At 47.7% G+C, this 19,389-nt stretch carries 12 protein-coding genes; 5 read left to right on the top strand and 7 right to left on the bottom strand.

Annotated elements, in window-relative coordinates; translation table 11 throughout:
• Positions 1–302: 302 nt before the first annotated feature.
• Both L3C95_RS16895 and L3C95_RS16890 read left to right on the top strand, forming a co-directional pair.
• The gene (locus tag L3C95_RS16895; RefSeq protein ID WP_236389272.1) at positions 303–1,721 is read left to right on the top strand and encodes a PQQ-dependent sugar dehydrogenase; all 1,419 of its coding nucleotides are present in this window, start codon (positions 303–305) and stop codon (positions 1,719–1,721) included.
• 270 nt (positions 1,722–1,991) lie between these two features.
• Positions 1,992–4,388, top strand: a complete 2,397-nt coding sequence (locus tag L3C95_RS16890) for an ABC transporter permease (RefSeq protein WP_236389269.1) — start codon at positions 1,992–1,994, stop codon at positions 4,386–4,388.
• A 7-nt stretch (positions 4,389–4,395) separates the two neighbouring features.
• On the opposite strand, the gene L3C95_RS16885 is transcribed toward L3C95_RS16890, so the two are convergent.
• The 5 genes from L3C95_RS16885 to L3C95_RS16865 all read right to left on the bottom strand — a co-directional run bounded on the left by L3C95_RS16885 (position 4,396) and on the right by L3C95_RS16865 (position 10,901).
• Positions 4,396–6,231 carry a hypothetical protein gene (locus L3C95_RS16885; RefSeq protein ID WP_236389267.1) on the bottom strand — a complete coding sequence of 612 codons (1,836 nt, stop codon included), beginning with the start codon at positions 6,229–6,231 and terminating at the stop codon, positions 4,396–4,398.
• A 63-nt stretch (positions 6,232–6,294) separates the two neighbouring features.
• Entirely contained in the window at positions 6,295–7,089 is a 795-nt protein-coding gene (locus tag L3C95_RS16880; RefSeq protein ID WP_236389266.1) for a helix-turn-helix transcriptional regulator, read from the bottom strand.
• A 16-nt stretch (positions 7,090–7,105) separates the two neighbouring features.
• The gene (locus tag L3C95_RS16875; protein WP_236389265.1) at positions 7,106–7,495 is read right to left on the bottom strand and encodes a winged helix-turn-helix transcriptional regulator; all 390 of its coding nucleotides are present in this window, start codon (positions 7,493–7,495) and stop codon (positions 7,106–7,108) included.
• Between the two features lie 45 nt (positions 7,496–7,540).
• Positions 7,541–8,530 carry a hypothetical protein gene (locus tag L3C95_RS16870; RefSeq protein ID WP_236389264.1) on the bottom strand — a complete coding sequence of 330 codons (990 nt, stop codon included), beginning with the start codon at positions 8,528–8,530 and terminating at the stop codon, positions 7,541–7,543.
• A gap of 22 nt (positions 8,531–8,552) precedes the next feature.
• Positions 8,553–10,901, bottom strand: coding sequence for an ABC transporter permease (locus L3C95_RS16865; RefSeq protein WP_236389263.1), 2,349 nt, complete (start codon positions 10,899–10,901; stop codon positions 8,553–8,555).
• A 649-nt stretch (positions 10,902–11,550) separates the two neighbouring features.
• Here L3C95_RS16865 and L3C95_RS16860 point away from each other — a divergent pair.
• From L3C95_RS16860 to L3C95_RS16850, 3 genes are all read left to right on the top strand, one after another.
• Positions 11,551–12,987, top strand: coding sequence for an amino acid permease (locus tag L3C95_RS16860; protein WP_236389262.1), 1,437 nt, complete (start codon positions 11,551–11,553; stop codon positions 12,985–12,987).
• A gap of 105 nt (positions 12,988–13,092) precedes the next feature.
• A complete protein-coding gene (locus L3C95_RS16855; RefSeq protein WP_236389261.1) occupies positions 13,093–16,332 on the top strand; it encodes a S41 family peptidase in 3,240 nt (1,079 codons plus the stop codon).
• A 15-nt stretch (positions 16,333–16,347) separates the two neighbouring features.
• A complete protein-coding gene (locus L3C95_RS16850) occupies positions 16,348–16,485 on the top strand; it encodes a hypothetical protein (RefSeq protein ID WP_236389259.1) in 138 nt (45 codons plus the stop codon).
• Between the two features lie 17 nt (positions 16,486–16,502).
• On the opposite strand, the gene L3C95_RS16845 is transcribed toward L3C95_RS16850, so the two are convergent.
• Complete coding sequence (locus tag L3C95_RS16845) at positions 16,503–17,342, bottom strand: cell envelope integrity protein TolA (RefSeq protein WP_236389257.1); 840 nt, start codon at positions 17,340–17,342, stop codon at positions 16,503–16,505.
• A 254-nt stretch (positions 17,343–17,596) separates the two neighbouring features.
• Positions 17,597–19,381, bottom strand: a complete 1,785-nt coding sequence (locus L3C95_RS16840; protein ID WP_236389256.1) for a M56 family metallopeptidase — start codon at positions 19,379–19,381, stop codon at positions 17,597–17,599.
• Positions 19,382–19,389 lie beyond the last annotated feature (8 nt).

The raw sequence follows: 19,389 nt of genomic DNA, 5'->3' as shown, positions 1-19,389 counted from the left end.
GTGTTACAAAACAACAGGAACTCAACTGTTGATTTAAGACAGTATAGTTGTCTTTCCTGCATCTCTGAAACCCTTTACTGACGGCCACAAGCATAGAATTTTTTTTTATTATAGGCAACCATTTCATCTTCATTGACGTATTATTATACGTGATGCCATATCTTTTTCTTTGCCAACCATACTTAACGCATGAGCACGAACTAAAACTGTACTGTCGGTGAAGAAAACCAACATAGCATTCCTTCTACTTATTATGATCTTAATCAATTGATGATTTATTTATAATCTAAAATCGATCATTTATGAAGATCAATTCCACCAGAGCCAACTTTACGCTCCTGCGCCGTCTCGCCGGCCCTTTAACTGTAGCACTGCTAACTGTGATGTGTATTTCCACGGGATGTAAAAAAGATGATCACCCACCATCCAAAGTGGTGGATGCGAAACTCATTGCCGATAATCTCGTCTCCCCGCTGGGGGTAGTAACAGCGCCGGACGACAGTAAACGGCTGTTTATTATTGACCAGATTGGAAAGGTCTGGATTGTTGATGCCAGCGGAAATAAATTACCTGTGCCTTTTCTCGATGTAACCCCTAAAATGGTACCCTTAGACCCCGGTTACGATGAACGAGGATTGTTAGGACTGGCTTTCCACCCCGATTACAAGAACAACGGTAAGTTCTACGTTTACTACACATTGCCTCCGCGTGCTGGCGGTCCGGTGGGTGGCGGTGCATGGAACAATCTCAGTCGTATTGCAGAATTTACAGTAAGCGCCGGTAATCCTAACTGGGCTGATATCGGCACCGAAAGGGTAATACTGGACCTGGACGATCCGCAGATGAACCATAATGGCGGAACTATTGCGTTTGGCTGGGATGGTTATCTCTACATTGCTATTGGTGATGGCGGTGGCGCTGATGACGTAGGACCAGGCCATGTGGAAGACTGGTATCCGGTAAATGCCGGTGGTAACGGACAGGATATTGAAGCCAATCTGTTTGGTAACATCCTGCGTATTGACGTAAATGGAGGAAGTCCTTATGCCATCCCTGCCGATAACCCGTTTGTAGGCAAACCTGGCATGGATGAAATATGGGCCTATGGCTTCCGTAACCCTTACCGTTTCTCTTTTGATATGGGCGGCGCACACTGGTTATACGCAGGTGATGCCGGCCAGGTATTGTATGAAGAGATCGATGTTGTAACAAAAGGTGGCAACTATGGATGGAATGTAAAGGAAGGCACACACTGTTTTAATGCTGCAGATAATGACACAGAATTACCCGCATGCCCTGTGCAGGATAATTTCGGTAATAAACTCCTTGATCCCGTTATTGAATTGAATAACGCTAAAAATCCAAAAGGAGGCATTGCAGTTACTGTCATAGGCGGTAACGTATACCGTGGTCATGATTTGCCCTGGCTTACCGGTAAATATATCTTTGGTTCCCTGTCCAAATCTCAGATGGTGCCTTCCGGCGAATTGTTTATGTCCACACCCGGTGGCCTCGGTGGCGGTTTATGGAGTTTTGAAGAACTCACTCTCAAAAATCATCCCGATAACCTGAATTATTATCTGAAAGGTTTTGGACAGGATTGGAGTGGTGAAATGTATCTGGCAGTTTCCAGCATTTTAGGTCCTGCCGGTAACACCGGTCAGATCTGGAAACTGGTGCCAGAAAAGAAGACTGGTAGTGCTGGTCATGGCGCGAAGTAAAACAGTGATGACAACAATGGCGACTATTAAGAACACAAATTTTCCCATAGTTTGAGTCAATAAAAGAGGGGGCTCTGTATTCCGGAGTCCCTTCCCTCGCTTATATTATCCTGCCTGGGATAAGCATTTTGGACTTATTGAAAACGGACACTCCGTGTATCAAAAGCGGACAATATCACTACGCCGGATCATCTGAAACTGGTTGATAATCATCGGTAAATGAAACTGTCATTATTTTTGTAAACAGTTTGCTCAGTAAGTTCACCAGTTATGATCAAAAACTACTTCAAGACCGCTATCAGAAACCTCTTGCGTAATAAGATCTATTCCGTTATCAACATTCTTGGCTTAAGTATCGGACTGGCCTGCGGAATGCTGATTATCTTATATGTGAAAGATGAGGTCAGTTATGACCGGTTTCACGAGCAACTGAACAGCGTTTACCGTGTTGCTATAAAGACCTATGATAAAGATGGAAAGATGGACGGTAAGGGCGGATACACTGGTTATCTGCAGGGGCCACGCTTCGCGGCGAACATCCCTGAGGTCAAAGCGTTTGTACGTGTACAGAGCGATATGCAGGACATGAAAACGGCTACGGATATTAAGTCGGAACAAGTACATCGTGTAGACTCCGGTTTCTTTTCCCTTTTTTCATTTCCCCTGTTAAGTGGTAACCCGCGAACAGCGTTGGTGTCTCCCAATGGGATCGTGATCAGTGAAGATATAGCGAAGAAGCAATTCGGCACTACTGATGCGCTGGGTAAGACTATCATGATGAAAAGCGGAGAGGAGGAATTCAAGCCATATACCGTAACAGGTGTTGCGAAAAGATGTCCGCAGAATTCTTCTCTGAAGTTCAATATTTTAATGCCGATAAGACCATCTGTAGCGGAAGAAGCAAATGACGACAACTGGTTTAACTTCTTTCTGAACACTTTCGTCTTATTGCAGCCCGGTGCAGATGCTGCACAAGTGGAGGCAAAGATCAGACAGTTCTATACAAGAGATGCCGCTGAAGCCCTGAAAAGACAGGTGGAAAAATTTGGTCCTGCTGGTACTGTCGAATATCACCTGCAGTCCCTGCCTGACCTGCATCTTAGCCAGGACTACCGGGCTGATAACGGACTGACAAATGCCAGTAGTCCTGTTTATTCCTACATTCTTTCCGGCATCGCATTGTTTGTGCTGTTGATAGCCTGCATCAATTTCGTGAACCTGACTATAGCACGTTCCCTGAAACGTGCAAAGGAAATAGGTATCCGCAAAGTGGTGGGTGGCGACAGAAGACAACTGATGATGCAGTTTATGGGTGAATCATTCATCCTCAGTTTTGCATCCTTCCTGCTGGCGCTTGTGATGGTACAGCTTTCATTGCCTGTTTTCAATGAAATGGCCAATAAAGCACTGGCATTGAAATATCTGTTCGACTTGAGACTGGTAACGGGATATATCCTCCTGTTCCTGATCACCAGCCTGCTGGCCGGTTTTTATCCCTCTCTGATATTATCAGGTTTTAATCCGGTGAAGGTGTTGTATAATCGCTTTACTTTATCCGGCAAAAACTATCTGCAGAAGGGATTAGTTGTTTTGCAGTTCACACTGGCCTCCTTTCTGATCATTGGTACGATCACGATCTACAGTCAGTTCAGTTATCTGACAAATGAAAAGCTGGGATATGATGACACACATCTTGTAAAGGTCCGCCATGGCAGGATTCCCTTTCAGCAAACAGCACATATCCGGGCGGAATTGATGAAAAGTCCGGCTGTAGCGGATGTGACGTTTAGAAATGGCGGCGACTGGACCACATCTGCAAAGGTGAACGGGGAAACCACTATGAACTTTGTGTATGAAACGATAGATGAGCATTATTTGCCGCTGTTGAAAGTACCGGTGGTCAACGGCCGTAATTTCTCAACAGCATTTCCATCCGATTCAACTCATGCTGTGATGGTGAATGAGGCCTTTGTAAAGGAAGCAGGGTGGAAGAATCCGATAGGTCAGGATGTCAATTTCTGGTACAACCAGGAGAAATATACCATCATAGGTGTGGTAAAAGATTATCATTACGCAGGGATGACCCAAAATATAAACCCGCAACTATTCACGATGAAAGCGGCCAACCAGTACGGCAACACCATCATTAAATTACATCCAGATAGTGAGACTGCTGCACTGGCGCACATAGAAAAAACATTTAAACAGATCTTTCCGCTTAGCCCCTATGAATATGTATTTAAAGATGTTGAGAACCGGCAGCGGTATGATGCAGAAGCCAGGTGGAAACAGATCATCCTGCTCAGCGCTATACTCACCATCTTCGTTTCCTGTATCGGCCTGTTTGGACTGTCAGTACTATCTGCAGAGAGAAGAACAAAAGAGATCGGCATCCGTAAAGTGCTTGGTGCTTCTGTATCATCAGTGGTAACGATCCTCTCAACAGACTTCCTGAAGCTGGTCATTATCTCGCTGGTACTGGCGATGCCGGTAGCATGGTATGCCGGTAACAGGTGGCTGGAAAACTATCCATACCGTATTACACTCAGCTGGTGGATGTTTGCTACAGCCGCTTTACTGGTAGCCTTTATTGCGCTGGCAACAGTGAGTTTCCACGCAGTAAAAGCAGCTGTAGCTAATCCGGTAAAAAGCCTGAGAAGAGAGTAGGGCAGGGTCACTGCTTACTCAATGGGTCGGCCTCCCGGAAACATGTTTGTATCTGACTGGCGGAAAGGAGATGCAGTTGTTTGATAGCAGGAAGGGTTGTGTCATATCCGCTGATTTCGCTTTGATGTGTTCCCATCCAGGCCAGGGCATCTTCCAGGATCCTCCTGTTGGCCATACCATGACCTGAAGTGCCAATGGTGGCCACCAGCTTACCGAATATGAACAGCGGGAAGTCGGCACAGGCTATCTCAGAGAGCTTGGCACGGTATTCCCGTTCACTGTTGGGGGCTTTTTCAAAGTCTTTAGCAAAATAGAGCTGGTCAATACTATGTCTGCCCTCATGTGCAAAAATGGAAGCTTCTTCCTCCTTTTTTTCGAGTGTATTCATGAATTGCAATTGCAGGTCGCTGCCACGTAAGCCCCGTTTGTACAATGTGCTATACAGGCTGTCCATGGCATTTATCCGCAGGCGTGCCCTGATACCGTTCAGCAGGGTAGGGGTGTCGGAAGAGGTACTGGCAATCGCTTTTTCAAAGATGGATAAGTGTTCCCTGCGTAAGGTGCTATCGGTGATCAGGCTCCAGGCTTCCACGGGTTCTCTCATATACGATTCCCTTACCCTGTAGATGGTATCATTCACAGACCAGCCGCCATTCCCGGATCTTTTGTTGGAAAACCAGCTGATGAACCCATTGGAAGTCATCAGGTCTATCTCAATGAATGTAAGCGATGCTTTATACCCGTATTGCAATACATCTTTCCTGGTGACATTAACGATCTGTCCCAGACATATTTCCTTTGCATTAAAACTGGATGTAACACCGAGGAAACCCATAGTTCCGAATCGTGGCTGCATCAGCTCCAGGAATTTTTCATAGGTGAGGGAATCTTTCCCTGCGGATAAATGCAGGTCTTTCAGTACATCCCCGCACAGCTTCATTACCTGCCGTTCAAAGAGGCTGTCGTTGGAGGTATGAGCTGCTATCTGGCGGTAATAGTTATCTGTTAATTTGCCTATTTCCTGCAGATATCTGGCATAGATGATAATGTCCTTCTGTCCGGGTCCTGCCAGCATTGCTGCCTGCTCGTAGAAGCCGGATTTAGCCAGCGCCAGGGCTACCTGCTCTCTTTCTGCTATAGGAAGCGTATTGCCTTTCCAGTGTGGCAATACTGTGGACAATACGCCGGCAGGTGCTTTCAGGTAAGGATAAGCACTATCAGCCGTTGCAAAATGAAAATAGGCGTTCCAACCGGCGAGTACTAAACGACCGTCTTTTTTAAGGATGCCTGTACCCACCAGCAGTTTTGCTGCCTGCGGATGTCCCGGCGTTTGTTCCAGCACTTCCATGAGTAGCTGCCCTGCTTTGTTTAATAGCAGTGTATCAGGACGCTTGTTATTTTTTGAAGAAAGGTAAACAGTGTTGGCATAGGCTATGGCCGCGTCTCTCTGTTCAACCGGCGTAGCGGCAAGTCCCAGCGCTTTATCTGCAGCCTCCAGCGAAACTGTATAGCGTTGTGCTTCTGCGGTGATGTTACTACGTGCTACAAGGGACGCATTGCCGGTTGCAGCAATAGCCTGCGCGCTGTCAAGACGTCTTATAGCAAGGTCATAGTCGCGTTGGAATTGCCAGTCCCGCAGTGCCAGTGTGCGGTATACTTTGGCGCTGTCATTGGCGTTGGTCTGTGGGTCGCGTAGCATATCCCGGAGTATAGCCGCTGAACCGTTCAGGTCAAAGGTGAAGAAAGCCCGGGCTGCCTTCTCCCACAACATATTGGTTTGCTGTGCCGGAGAAGGGGAGGGTATCAGATAGAGGACTAAAAATAATGTGATAATGCGTTTCATGTTTTACGGGATCTTACTTATTGGCAAAGTAAGCACTCCCGTAAGGGACAAACTTGTACAGAACTAACCTTTTATGGTTTTGCTGAAATCGCGTGGAGAGACACCGAAGTAATTCCTGAAGCTGCGGCTGAAATGGCTTTGATCATAAAATCCGCTGCTGTAGCCGATACCGGTCAGATTCTCCTGGCCGGCTACGATGCTGTTGGCTGCCTTTTCCAGTCGTACCCTTGTAATGTATTCCGATAGGCGCAGGCCTGTTTTTTCCTTGAATTTCCGCAGCAGATAGACCGGGTGAATATTCACTTCTGCCGCAAGCACATCTACCAGGTGTTGATCATCGGGCATATCATTGATGCGGTCTGTAATGGTTTTGATCCAGGCTGCCTGTCCATATCTGGAAAGCTGGTCCTGGGTAAACAGGCTGGTGACGATCTCTAAAGACAACATATCCAGCGTATCGGCCGCATGTCCTTTGAGGAAGCGGTAATGCAGCAGGAAGAGGTCGAGGAGGGATTGTTTGAAGATCATTGTACGCTGCGTCTTCATTTCCCGGTCGAACATATCGCTAAGGTTATTTTTCAGCTCAAGGTTGAAACATTTTCCCGGCTGATCGTCAAATATATTGGCATGTTCGTGATCTTCCGGCCTGAAGATGGAATGACCGCCGGCAATAATGGTATCTCCTTTACTGCCTTTTTCGATATAGTTACCCTCCAGCAGCAGGCTGAGATAGGGATTTTCATGATGATGTTTCGGCAGTGTAGCATCTGAGGCATACACGGTCAGTGTCAGATTGAAATGTTCCAGTTCAATCCGCTGAACGGTATTACCATAAAATTTTCCGTCGGTTAACAACATGACGATAGTGTGGTGTTTAAGATGTTGCCTGTGTGGCTTCTTTCATCCGGGTTTTGATATTGGCCCTGTGCATGGTACCCCATGCGCGCAGTGCGTTCAGTACATCTGCCAGGGTATCACTATAGTCTGTCAGTTTGTATTCCACTACGACTGGAGATCCCGCCTGCACCGTACGGACAAGAAAACCGTTCAGTTCGAGATCTTTCAGTTCGTTGGACAATACCCTGGCGGAAATACCTTCCACCCGGCGCTGCAGTTCATTGAACCTGGTAAACCCTTCAGACAGGGCAATGATGATCCGCAGTTTCCATTTCCCGCCTATCACATACAGGGCGTCGCCTACAGCAGTTAAGGCGGCGGAGCATTCCTTTGAGCCCAGCTTAACTTTAGAACCTGATTGATCCATTGTACACATTTAAGTCTGCCAAAGGTACTAACTTTTTATTAGTGGCTAACATTTTATATCATATAGCATCCTGCCGGGGCGTCCGTTGCGTTTGCGGATAAAATGTAATTCCACCTCATTGCCGGCCTGGACTTTGGTTCCCAGGTTTTCCATGGGGCGGATCAGGTATAACCTGTCGCCCACCCTGTAGTAGACATCGCCGGTACCCCGGTTCGGCCGCATGGTAGAAATGATCTCGGTTACCTTGCCCCTGATGACGATCTTACTCTCTGCCTGAGTGTAACTGCTATAGACAAAATAGGCGGGAGTAGCCAGTAAAAAGAAGATGATATATATAACGGCAATGACAACGTACAGGTTAGAGTAATATCCTTTGGCAATGCCTCCCAGGAGCAATATCAGGGCAAGGCCCGTGCAACCGGTAAGGAAGAGTTTCACCAGCGTGGATTGTTTCTCTTTCATCAGCTGAAGGTCATCGTCGGAGATCCGGGCGGTAGTTTCCCTGAAGACACTGTGCGGGTATTCTGCTTTCAGCAGGATATTGCCAGCGGTGCTGATGTGCAGCACAACTTCCAGACCGGCCAGGCAGCTGATGTTCCTGACAATCGCGGGATGGTAACTGGTCCTTTGCTCATAAAAGAAGGTCTTGTCCGGCAGGGTGGCCTTTACATCAACGATATCATTGGTAGCACTAATGTACTGGAGATCTCCTTTGGGAGTGGCGTGGACGAGTTTTATCCGCATGCGGAGCAGGCGTTTTTTGCCGGTATGCAGGCCGGCCCTGATCATGCTTCGCTGTTTCAGTGCGCTCCGCCACATAAATAAGCAGATAGCCAGGAATATGCCCCAGGCAGCAGAAACGGGGATATAAAGCGTAGCATGCCTTCCGCAGGCTGCCATGAGCAACAGGGAGGCCAGGACCAGTGTAATAGCGGTGAACAATATCAGCAGTAACCACCGTATTCCTGTAATCCTTCCTGCAGTTTTGAGGAGCCGGATGTCTTCATTGGTAAGAGGGGTTTCTTCCTGTATCATGTATCTAAGGTAGAGAAAAACGCTATTCCGCCCGCAAACTGTCTACAGGATTGGTCAACGCCGCTTTTATACCCTGGTAGCTGACGGTAAAAAGCGCCACCAGTAAGGCCATCACGCCTGCCAGTGCAAAGATCCACCAGGAAAGGTTGATGTGATAATCGAAGGAATGAAGCAGTAAGTGCATAGCCCAGCCTGCCAGCGGGGCTGCTATGAGGAATGCGATCAGAACAGGTTTCAGAAAATCCTGCGACAGCATCAGCCAGATCTTTGTAACGTTGGCGCCAAATACCTTGCGGATGCCTATCTCTTTATTACGCCGTTCTGCCAGGAATGCAGAAAGTCCAAACAGTCCCATACAGGAGATGAAGATGGCCAGGATACCTGTTAGGGTTACCATCTGGCCGGTAGAGCGGATGCCCTTAAATTTCTGCTGGTAAAGATCTTTGGTAAAATGAAACTCAAAGGGATAGTCAGGGTTATGCTTTTTGACAACCTGTTCTATCTGCGCGAGTCTTTTCTGCCAGTCAGCATCATTCGACAGGCGCACAAAGAAGTAGTTCATAGCCCCCGGCTGCAGGAAGACGATCAATGGTTCAGGTACATCAAAGGCATCATTAAAGGAAAAATCAGCCACTACTCCCACAACGGTCTTATCGCCCAGCTTAGTGCCCACAACGGGCGCTTTAAGGCCCATTTTCCGTACGGCGGCCTGGTTGAGTATACATCCGGTGGAATCGGTGCCAAAAGAGGCCTCAAAATCCCTTCCTTCAATCAGCTTTAAGCCTGCTGTTTTCACCCAGTCATATTCCACATTGGAAACAAAAAAGTTATAGTGCTGATCAGCCGTTTTACCGGGCCAGTTGATGCCATCCGTAGAACCGCCGTAGCGTACCAGGTCGTCAGTACCAGCAGATACCGCTACAATGCCCGGCACCTGTACAAGGTCATTTTTCAGGACCCGGAACTTGGTACCCATCTCACCTCTGGCCGGGATCTCTATGAGATTGGTCTGCTCATATCCAATAGGGCGCTGCTCGATGTATATCTGTTGGCGGTACACAACGATCGTAGTAATGATCAGGAAAATGGAAATAATGAACTGGAACGTCACCAGTCCTTTACGCAATAAGCTGCTGCTCTTTTTGTTCATGATCACGCCCTTCAATACACGTACCGGTTGGAAGGCGCTCATGAAGAAAGCAGGGTAGCTGCCCGCGATCAATCCGGTGATAAGGGTCATGCCAGTCACGGCGAGCCATAGCTGCCAGTCGGACAGGCTGGCTGTAATGTTCTTTTCTGTGAAATAGCTGACAGATGGTAATAACAGTATTGTCAGTATAACAGCAATAATCAGTGCCATGACGCTCATTGTCAGCGCTTCTCCCAGGAACTGGACAATGACCTGCTTTTTTGTGGCGCCCAGCGTCTTTCTTACACCTACTTCACGGGAACGGGTAGCAGAACGGGCGGTGGACAGGTTCATAAAGTTGATACAGGCGATCAGCAAAACAGCTATGCCGATGATCGTGAGTAACAATATGACTTCTATCCTGCCGCCGTTTGGCTTGCCATTTTTAAAACTACTATACAGGTGCATGTCTTTGAAAGGATGGACAAATACACCGGTAAGAACGTCTTTCGGAGGTTCGGGGAATAAGGCGTTTATTTTCTTATTGACAGCAGTAAGGTCGGCGCCAGGCTTCAGTTCAACGAAGGTGCCAAGCACATAGTTGTCCCATTTGCTGAGCATCTCTTTATTTTCCTGTTCCATGATACGGAAGGGCAGGGCTACTCCAAATTTCAACGTACTGTTCTCCGGTACATCCTGTATCACCGCGCTTACTTTCAGGTCGTGCTGGTTATTATGCCGGATGATCTTTCCGATAGGGTCTTCGTCTCCAAACAATTTCCTGGCAGTAGCAGCGCTGAGCACAATGGAACTCACATCTCCCAAAGCGGCAACCGGATTGCCCTGTACAGCAGGGAAACTCATGATGTTCAGCATATCAGGGTCCATGTAGATGCCATGCTCATAGATACCTTTGTTGCCGTAAGTAAGCAGTTGTTGTGAAGTACCGCTGTAACGGGCCACGTATTTTACTTCTGGCACACTGTTACGTATAGCCGTTGTCAGTGGTGAAGGTGTGGAACCACCTGTAGTGATGCGGCCTTCCTGTCGCCCGTTCACCATCAGCGCATAGATATTGTCAAGATGCTTATGAAACCGGTCATATTTCAGTTCATCCCTGATGAGCAGAATGATTATAATACCTGCAGTCAAGCCTATAGCCAGTCCGCAGATGTTGATCAATGCGGCGAGTTTGTTTTTTACAAAACTTCTGGAAGTGATCTTTAAGTAATGCTGAAGCATGAACGCGATTTTGCAGGGTTAAGATACCAAGGTAATGCCAGTATTGTATTGCAGTGATGGGTTATGGTTTATAATTGATGATAATTAATAAAGTGTTCGTTTTTGGAACAGGGATGTTCAATTGTGGGCGGGCGGGATTCGTTTTAATAAACTTCCGTTATTACCCCATGCACTTCTCCGCACAACACGCAATACAAACCTGCACCTTTAACGGTTACTTCTTCAATCACCTCATCACGCCCATTATTCCGCTTCCGGGAAATTGAATGTATAACACTCACTCGCACGTACGCGCCGTAAAGACACCTTACATATCGTCACTGTTACTGGTAATTTTGCTGATCTCAAGCCCGGTGGGCATTCTGTCGGTTATATCCGAGCTGGCACAGTCATTTTTCGGCTATAAATACGTGATAAAACCACGCTAAAAGTATATCTAAAAAATAAGCCGCCCTATAAAGAGCAGCTGTCTGATATCCCTATACCTATGAAATATATAGTCTAAGTTATAAAAGAGGATGATTGTTCTCGTTAATGAGATGTTAACAGAAGTAAAATAGTTCCACACCGGTCGGAGAAAATAGAAATCCTATTAATTTTGTAGGGTAATGCGAAGAGACTTACCTTTGCAGCCAAACCAACTTTACCTGTGTTAAAAAAATCAATTGAAAGTCTTCAGCAGGAGGCTGCTCAGAGTGGGGCCAACACATTAAGACGTAATCTCGGGGGTATCAATCTTATTGCTATAGGCATCGGCGTGATCATAGGCGCCGGTCTTTTCTCCCTGACAGGCATTGCCGCCGCCAATAATACCGGCCCTGCCGTTATACTGTCATTCATTCTTGCAGCCGTTGGTTGTGCCTTCAGTGCACTCTGTTATGCAGAAATGGCCTCTATGGTGCCCGTTGCCGGTAGTGCTTATACGTACGCTTATGCTACGCTGGGTGAATTCTTTGCCTGGATCATCGGCTGGGACCTGGTGCTGGAATACTCCGTAGGTGCTGCTACCGTGGGTATCAGCTGGTCTAAGTACCTCGTTACCTTCCTCGATAAGTTCAATATTCACCTGCCTGCGCAACTGGTTGCCTCTCCATTTGAGCTGATCAAACTGGCAGATGGTTCACAGATACATGGTTATATTAACCTGCCTGCAGTGTTGATCATTGTCTTTATAACTTCGATTATCATCTTCGGTACAAAAGGTTCCGCATTGTTCAATGCCATCGTAGTAGCGTTGAAGATCAGCGTAGTATTGATCTTTATTGCCCTCGGCTGGCATTATATCAACCCGGAGAACTATAAGCCCTTTATTCCGGAGAATACAGGCGAATTCGGGCATTTTGGCGTAAGCGGTATCCTGCGGGGTGCCGGGGTGGTATTTTTCGTGTTCATTGGCTTTGATATCGTTGCTACTATGGCACAGGAAACAAAGAATCCTAAAAAGAATATGCCCGTGGGCATCCTGGGTTCCCTGATCGTATGTACTATTCTTTTCGTGTTGTTTGGTTATGTCATGACAGGCCTGGCGCATTATACCGAGTTCAAAGACAATGCGGCGCCTGTGGCAGTAGCCATCGCACATACGCCATATGAGTGGTTGTTCCTGGCCGTGATTGCAGCTATTCTGATAGGGTATACCTCTGTGATACTGGTGGACCTGCTGGGGCAGTCAAGGGTGTTCTATTCCATGAGTAAAGATGGTTTGCTGCCATCCGTATTCTCTGTCTTACATCCGCGCTTTGCCACTCCTTATAAGTCAAATATCGTTCTCTGTATCTTCATCAGCCTTTTCGCCGGACTGGTACCTATTCATGTAGTGGGAGAGATGACCAGCATTGGTACCCTGCTGGCCTTTGTAATGGTCTGTCTGGGTGTCATCATCCTGCGTGTGAAACAACCGGATATCCCAAGGGCATTTAAGACACCGTTTGTGCCGGTGGTACCTATACTCGGCATCCTGACCTGCCTGCTGATGATGTTCTCCTTACCGCTCGACACTTGGATAAGGCTCATTGTCTGGCTGCTCATTGGTTTTGCTATCTACTTCGGATATGGCCGCAAGCATAGTAAACTGCGGAATAGCTGATAGCAGGGAAGCGCCATCAGCAAAGAACGCCACTTATCATTTCAGAAATAAAGACGTTATTGCATTTACTATCTTGGATAGTGAATTTAACAGCCGCCTTTATTTATGAGAAAACTACTACTCGTTCTTACGATGTGCTATGCTGCTACAACAGGCTATGCACAGGAAAATGCCTTATGGCTGCGATACCCCGCAATTTCCCCCGATGGAAAGACCATCGCTTTCGGTTACAAAGGAGACATCTACAGGGTGGATGTCAACGGTGGTGTGGCCGTTCCGATCACCATTCATGAGGCACAGGACATGATGCCGGTATGGAGCCACGACGGTAAATCCATTGCCTTTGCCAGTGACCGCTACGGTAACTTCGACGTGTTTGTAATGCCGGCAACAGGTGGTACGCCTGCGCGCCTGACCTACAACAGTGCTGCCGATATTCCGTACGACTTTACGCCCGACAATAAACAGGTGCTTTTTGGCAGCGCCCGCAATGCGCCTGCCAGCAGCGTACGTTTCAGCTCGGGTCTGTTCGACAACCTCTATAATGTGCCTGTTACCGGTGGCCGCTCCATGCTGGTCAGCGCAGCCGGGGCCGAGTCTGCCCATTATAACGGGAAAGGTACACAGATCGTTTTCCAGGACGTAAAAGGATATGAAGATCCCTGGCGTAAACATCATGTGTCGGCCGTCACCCGCGATATATGGGTATACGACCTGCCATCCAAAACCTACAAACAGGTGTCTGGTTATGAAGGAGAAGATAGAGAGCCCATATTTGCAGATAATGACGAGGTGTTTTACCTCAGTGAGAAAGGTGGTATCTCCCAGAACCTTTTTAAAGGCTCCCTGACTGATAAGAATAAATTACAACAGCTTACCCGCTTCGAAAAACATCCTGTACGTCATCTGTCTAAATCAGATGAGAACCTGCTATGTTTTACCTGGAACGGGGAGATCTATACCCTGAAAGAAGGTCAGCAGCCAAAGAAAGTGCCTGTTCAGATCTTTAACGACGGCCGTTCTTCAGTGGCCAAACCATTGCCAATAAGCGGTAATGTGACAGAGTTTGTCATGAGCCCCAACGGGAAAGAAATGGCCTTCGTTGCCCGTGGTGAGATCTTTGTTACCAGTGTGGAGGGCAACATGACCAAACGTATCACCAACACGCCCCAGCAGGAAAGGTCCGTATCCTGGGCGCCCGACGGGAAGCATCTCGTTTACGCAGCTGAACGCAATGGCAACTGGGATATTTACCAGGCTTCTATCACCCGTTCGGAAGAGCCTTATTTCTTCGCATCTACTATCCTGAAGGAAGAAGCACTACTTGCTACCGGAGCTGAGGAGTTCCAGCCCCTGTTCTCTCCCGATGGAAAAGAAATAGCCTACATGGAAGACCGCAATGTATTGCGTGTGTACAATATCGCTTCTAAAAAGAGCCGCACGCTGCTGCCTGCAGGTCGTAACTTCTCCTACTCCGACGGCGACTGGCAGTTTGCCTGGAGCCCCGATGGGAAGTGGATCGTGACCGACGACCATCAGGGTTATTTCAACGTGAGCAATGCTGCTATCATCGCTGCTGATGGTAAAGGAAAGACGATCTATCCTGTGCTGAGTGGCTTTGGAGAAAATAGCAACAAATGGGCGGCAGACGGTAAGGTAATGACCTGGCTGAGTGACCGCAATGGTCGCCGCGGACTGGCCAGACAGGGCGCCACTGAAGTTGATATCTTTGGTGTATTCTTCGACCAGGAAGCATATGACCGATATAAACTATCAAAGGATGAGTTCAACCTCCTGAAAGAAAAAGAAGACAACGCAAAGAAAGCCGGCAAAGATTCCGCTGCTGCAAAGAAAGATACCGCTGCTACTTCTAAGAAGCCCTTTAATCCGGACTTCGACAACCTGGACAGCAGGATCATCCGCATGACCATCAACAGTGCCTCAATCAGCGATTATGTGCTGAACAATGATGCCAGCAAGGTATACTATATGGCCGCTTTTGAAAAAGGGTATGATCTGTGGCTGACAGAACCGAGAACAGGAGAGACGAAGATACTGGCCAAATTAGGTGGTAGTCCCGGTAGCATTGAGCTGAGCAAAGATGGCAATACCATCTTCGTCAGCAACCGTGGTAGTGTGGTGAAAGTAGATGCTGCCTCCGGTAAGATCACACCGGTGACCATCAGCACAGAGTTCCTGCTGGACCAGGAAGCAGAGCGCCGCTATATTTATGAACATGCCTGGAAACAGGTGGAAGACAAGTTCTATGATCCGGCTACGCTGAAAAAGATAGACTGGGAAGCATATGCGAAGAACTATGCACGTTTCCTGCCGCATATCAGTAACAACTACGACTTCCAGGAGCTGCTCAGCGAAGTGCTGGGAGAGCTGAACGCATCCCATACTGGTGGCCGCTTCAACGCGAGTCGCGCTGAGGGTGATAACACCGCGGCATTAGGCTTACTCTATGATGAAACATACACCGGTAATGGTCTGAAAGTGGACGAAGTCATAGCAGGCGGTCCTTTTGATAAAGCTTTCAGCAAACTGAAAAAAGGTAATATCATCGAACGTATAGACGGACAGGAGATCACCGCACAACAGGATTGGGCAACACTGCTGAACCGTAAAACAGGCAACAATATCCTGGTAAGCATCTATGATCCGGCTACGCAGAAACGCTGGGATGAATCTGTAAAACCGATCTCCGGTAATGATGAAGGTAGCCTGATGTACAAACGCTGGGTTACCAACATGCGCAACATGGTGGACAAACTGAGTGGTGGCAAAGTTGGATATGTGCATGTACAAGGCATGAACGACGCCAGCTTCCGCTCCGTGTATGATGATGTCATGGGTAAGAACAGAGAGAAACAGGCGCTGATCGTAGACACCCGTTTCAATGGTGGTGGATGGTTGCACGATGACCTGTATAATTTCCTGGGAGGAAAAGCATATATGAACTTCGCTCCGCAGGGGCACAGAACAAAAGCATGGGAACCACAGACCCGCTGGACAAGGCCCAGCTGTGTACTGATGGGAGAGGGCAATTACAGCGATGCCCATATCTTCCCATTCATCTACAAACAGGATAACCTCGGCAAACTGATAGGGATGCCGGTACCGGGAACTGGTACTGCGGTTTGGTGGGAACGCCAGATAGATCCTACGCTTGTTTTTGGTATTCCGATGGTAGCGACGTTTGGCAGAACAGCTGATCGTCCGTTGGAGAATACGCAGCTCGAGCCGGACATCCGTGTACCACTGCGCTATGAAAGTGCTTTAACCGGTAAGGATGACCAGCTGGAAGCTGCGGTGACAGAGATGTTGAAGGAGATTAAGTAAATCAGGAATGACTATATGAAAAAAAATAGCCTGTATCAGACCTTTGATACAGGCTATTTTCATTCATTGCCTGATGAAGGCTTTAGAAGATTCACGATAAAAGAAGGCCATTTCAAAACTGAGACGGCTTTTCTCATAGTGGAAAGTAACTAACTAATAAGCAGGTCCTACTAGTTATCTCTGCGTATCTGAACACGTTTGCCTGAGCTATCAGACATGTATGAAAAATGACTTTTGGCAAAGCGGCTGTATTTACCCTGGTACTTTTTGTGAACAGCATCAGATTGTTTAACGCCATTCACGGTCATTTCGGTGGGAGAGAGGGTCAGCATACGCAGGTCGTCTTCATCATTTATCAGTTTATCGCCTACAAGATCGGCGGTCAGGTCGGCCAGCATCTTTCTGTCAGCAGCTGCTTGTGCGCGGTCCTTTTCAGCCTGTACGCGATCTTTCGCAGCCTGTTCTCTGTCTTTGTCTGCCTGTGCGCGATCTTTGATAGCCTGCTGCCTGTCTTTCTCTGCTTCTATCCGGTCACGGTCAGCCTGCTGCCTGTCCTTCTCTGCCTGCATACGGTCGCGGTCAGCCTGTGCACGGTCCTTCTGCGCCTGCAGGCGGTCTCTGTTACCCTGCTCTCTGTCTTTATCTGCCTGTATGCGATCCAGTTTGGCCTGTTCTCTGTCTTTTTCGGCTTGTATGCGGTCCAGTCTTGCCTGTTCCTTATCCTTCTTCATCTGCTCCTGGATTTCGGTGATCATGGTCTTATAATCGCCCCATTTTTCTTCTGGCACACTCACGCCATTTACAGAAAGAAAGGTCATTTTACCGTCAGTAAATTCCAGCTGGTAGGTCTTATCGCCCCGGTCTGTGACGATGCGTTCCTTGCCGGTTCTTTCATCTCTCGTACTATAGCGGGTGTCAGATGAAGCGGTAGTCTGCTGTGCTTTTGTAGAAACGGTCAGTACAAGGAATAACGCAAGCAGTATGTTGCTTTTGAAATAATGTGTTCTCATTTTCTGATGATTTTTAAGTTTGTAAATAACGCCTGGCGGGTGCAGGCAATAGACATCCAGTTACAGCCGTAGCTGTAAAAAGATGATGTATGTTTGTGGATGAAAGCCCGGAATGAACGGGGAAATAAAGGTCCTGTCGCAGCAGGACTGCGAAAATTTTTACGTCATATTGCTGTTTTTAGAATGGTAGTGGCAATACAATGCCATCCGTGTTGTTACACGGCTTTTGAAATGTGTGAATTGTTATAATTGGATTATTGTATCCGCCGTCTTTTTTCCGCCTCTGTTCTTGCCCGGTCTTTATCAGCCTGTATGCGATCAAGGTTTGCCTGCATTCTGTCTTTTTCCGCCTGTATACGGTCCAGTCTCGCCTGCTCCCTGTCCCTGTCTGCCTGGATACGATCTTTGATAGCCTGTTGCCTGTCCCTTTCTGCCCGATGCCGGTCTTCCTCTGCCTGTGCGCGGTCGCGGCCAGCCTGTATTCTATCCTTATCGGCCTGTATGCGGGCTTGTTTTGCTTCTTCGATCTGACGTTCCTGCAGGGTGACCTCATTCGCTGTCACCCTGACCTCTCTGTCGTTTGCGATAAGACGGAGTTCAGACGATCTGTTCGGCTGGTAGCGGCTCCCTGGAACATATTTTCCCCGGTAACCAGACCAGTTTTCCCTTTGTGCATTTCTGGCAGTATACTGTGGTCTGCCGGGTCTCATCTCATCCTGCTGCCTGTCTTCTGCCGGCTGTTCCAACTGTAAATCATCTGCCAGTAACTTTTCGTTGTAATGCTCGTCTTCAGGATACCTGGTGATGGTTACATCGCGTGTAATGACTGGTGGATCGAGCTTTACATTGTTTATACGGTCATCTTCCTGTTGTACATCGGGATGAACTGGTTTTGCAGGCACAACACTGTCCTTCTGCACAACAGGCGATAACTGTGGTTGCCCGCGTGGAATATAATTTCTTGCTGTTTCAGGCTTCCGGCTGATAGAGTCCTGCTGCATACTACGCAGTTGGGTAATAGCAGCTGTGGATAAAATAGCTGTCAGCAACAGAATGCCTGCCATGAAGAACACTTTTTCACCTGTTCCCAGTGGTTGATATTTGTTATTGATAATACGGCTGACCCTTTGTAACAACTGGTTCTTCTTACCAGGAAATGCTACGGCAGATGAATGACTGTACAGTGCATGTTCCTTGAAACTGATCAGCGCCTGTATAAACTCTCTCTTGTTACCGGTTTGTCCAAGGGCAATGTCATCGCAACAATGTTCCCGTTCATCGCGCAGTAATCCGGAGATCCATAAGAGACCGGGATTAAAGAAGTAAACGGTTTCACAAATGGTTTGCAGGAGGTTCACGATATAATCGTGCCGGCGTATATGCGCCAGTTCGTGGAGTAACACGGCCTCTACCTGTTCAACCGGCAGACCGGTTAATAAACCTGCAGGCATCAGTATCACGGGTTTCAGATGTCCCATTACCATGGGCACTTTCACACGAGCCGACTCCAGCAGCCGGATGCTATTATTGATACGCAGTTTTCTGCCAAGCAGCACAAGCCGTTCCTGCCAGTCGGCCGTCGCATCAGTATATTGGTGCCGTGCCCTTTGCAGGTAAATCAGTCCCTGCACCATCCTGAAAGAACGGAAAGTGAAAAAGATCGCCCATACAAGTACCAGCAATGATGCATGGCTGGAAATATAAACGGCGCAGGCATCGGCAAACTGCTGTATGTTAATGACATGGATATGCAGGAGTTGGGAGGCATTCTGACTGAAGGCACCAGCCAGTGGTACCATGGTTGCCGAAGGGCCGCTCATACCACGGAAGAAGGTCCATATGCAGGCCAGTATAAACAAAACAAACTGGATGAATATGATATTATACCTCAATTGCGCAGCCGCTCTTTTGGTGAATTGCAGTAATATGGCCGTTATAACGGCCAGCAGCAATCCCTGCCAGAGGGAATGGACCAGCATCCAGCTGAAAGCCTGGAGAAATTGTTCGCCACCTGGTTGTAAGTTGAGGTAGGAGTGCATGGGTTAGG

The organism is Chitinophaga filiformis (genome assembly GCF_021646545.1).
Taxonomy (GTDB): domain Bacteria; phylum Bacteroidota; class Bacteroidia; order Chitinophagales; family Chitinophagaceae; genus Chitinophaga; species Chitinophaga filiformis_A.
Note: the sequence above shows the minus strand (reverse complement) of the source record. Positions and strands in the feature narration are given on the sequence as shown.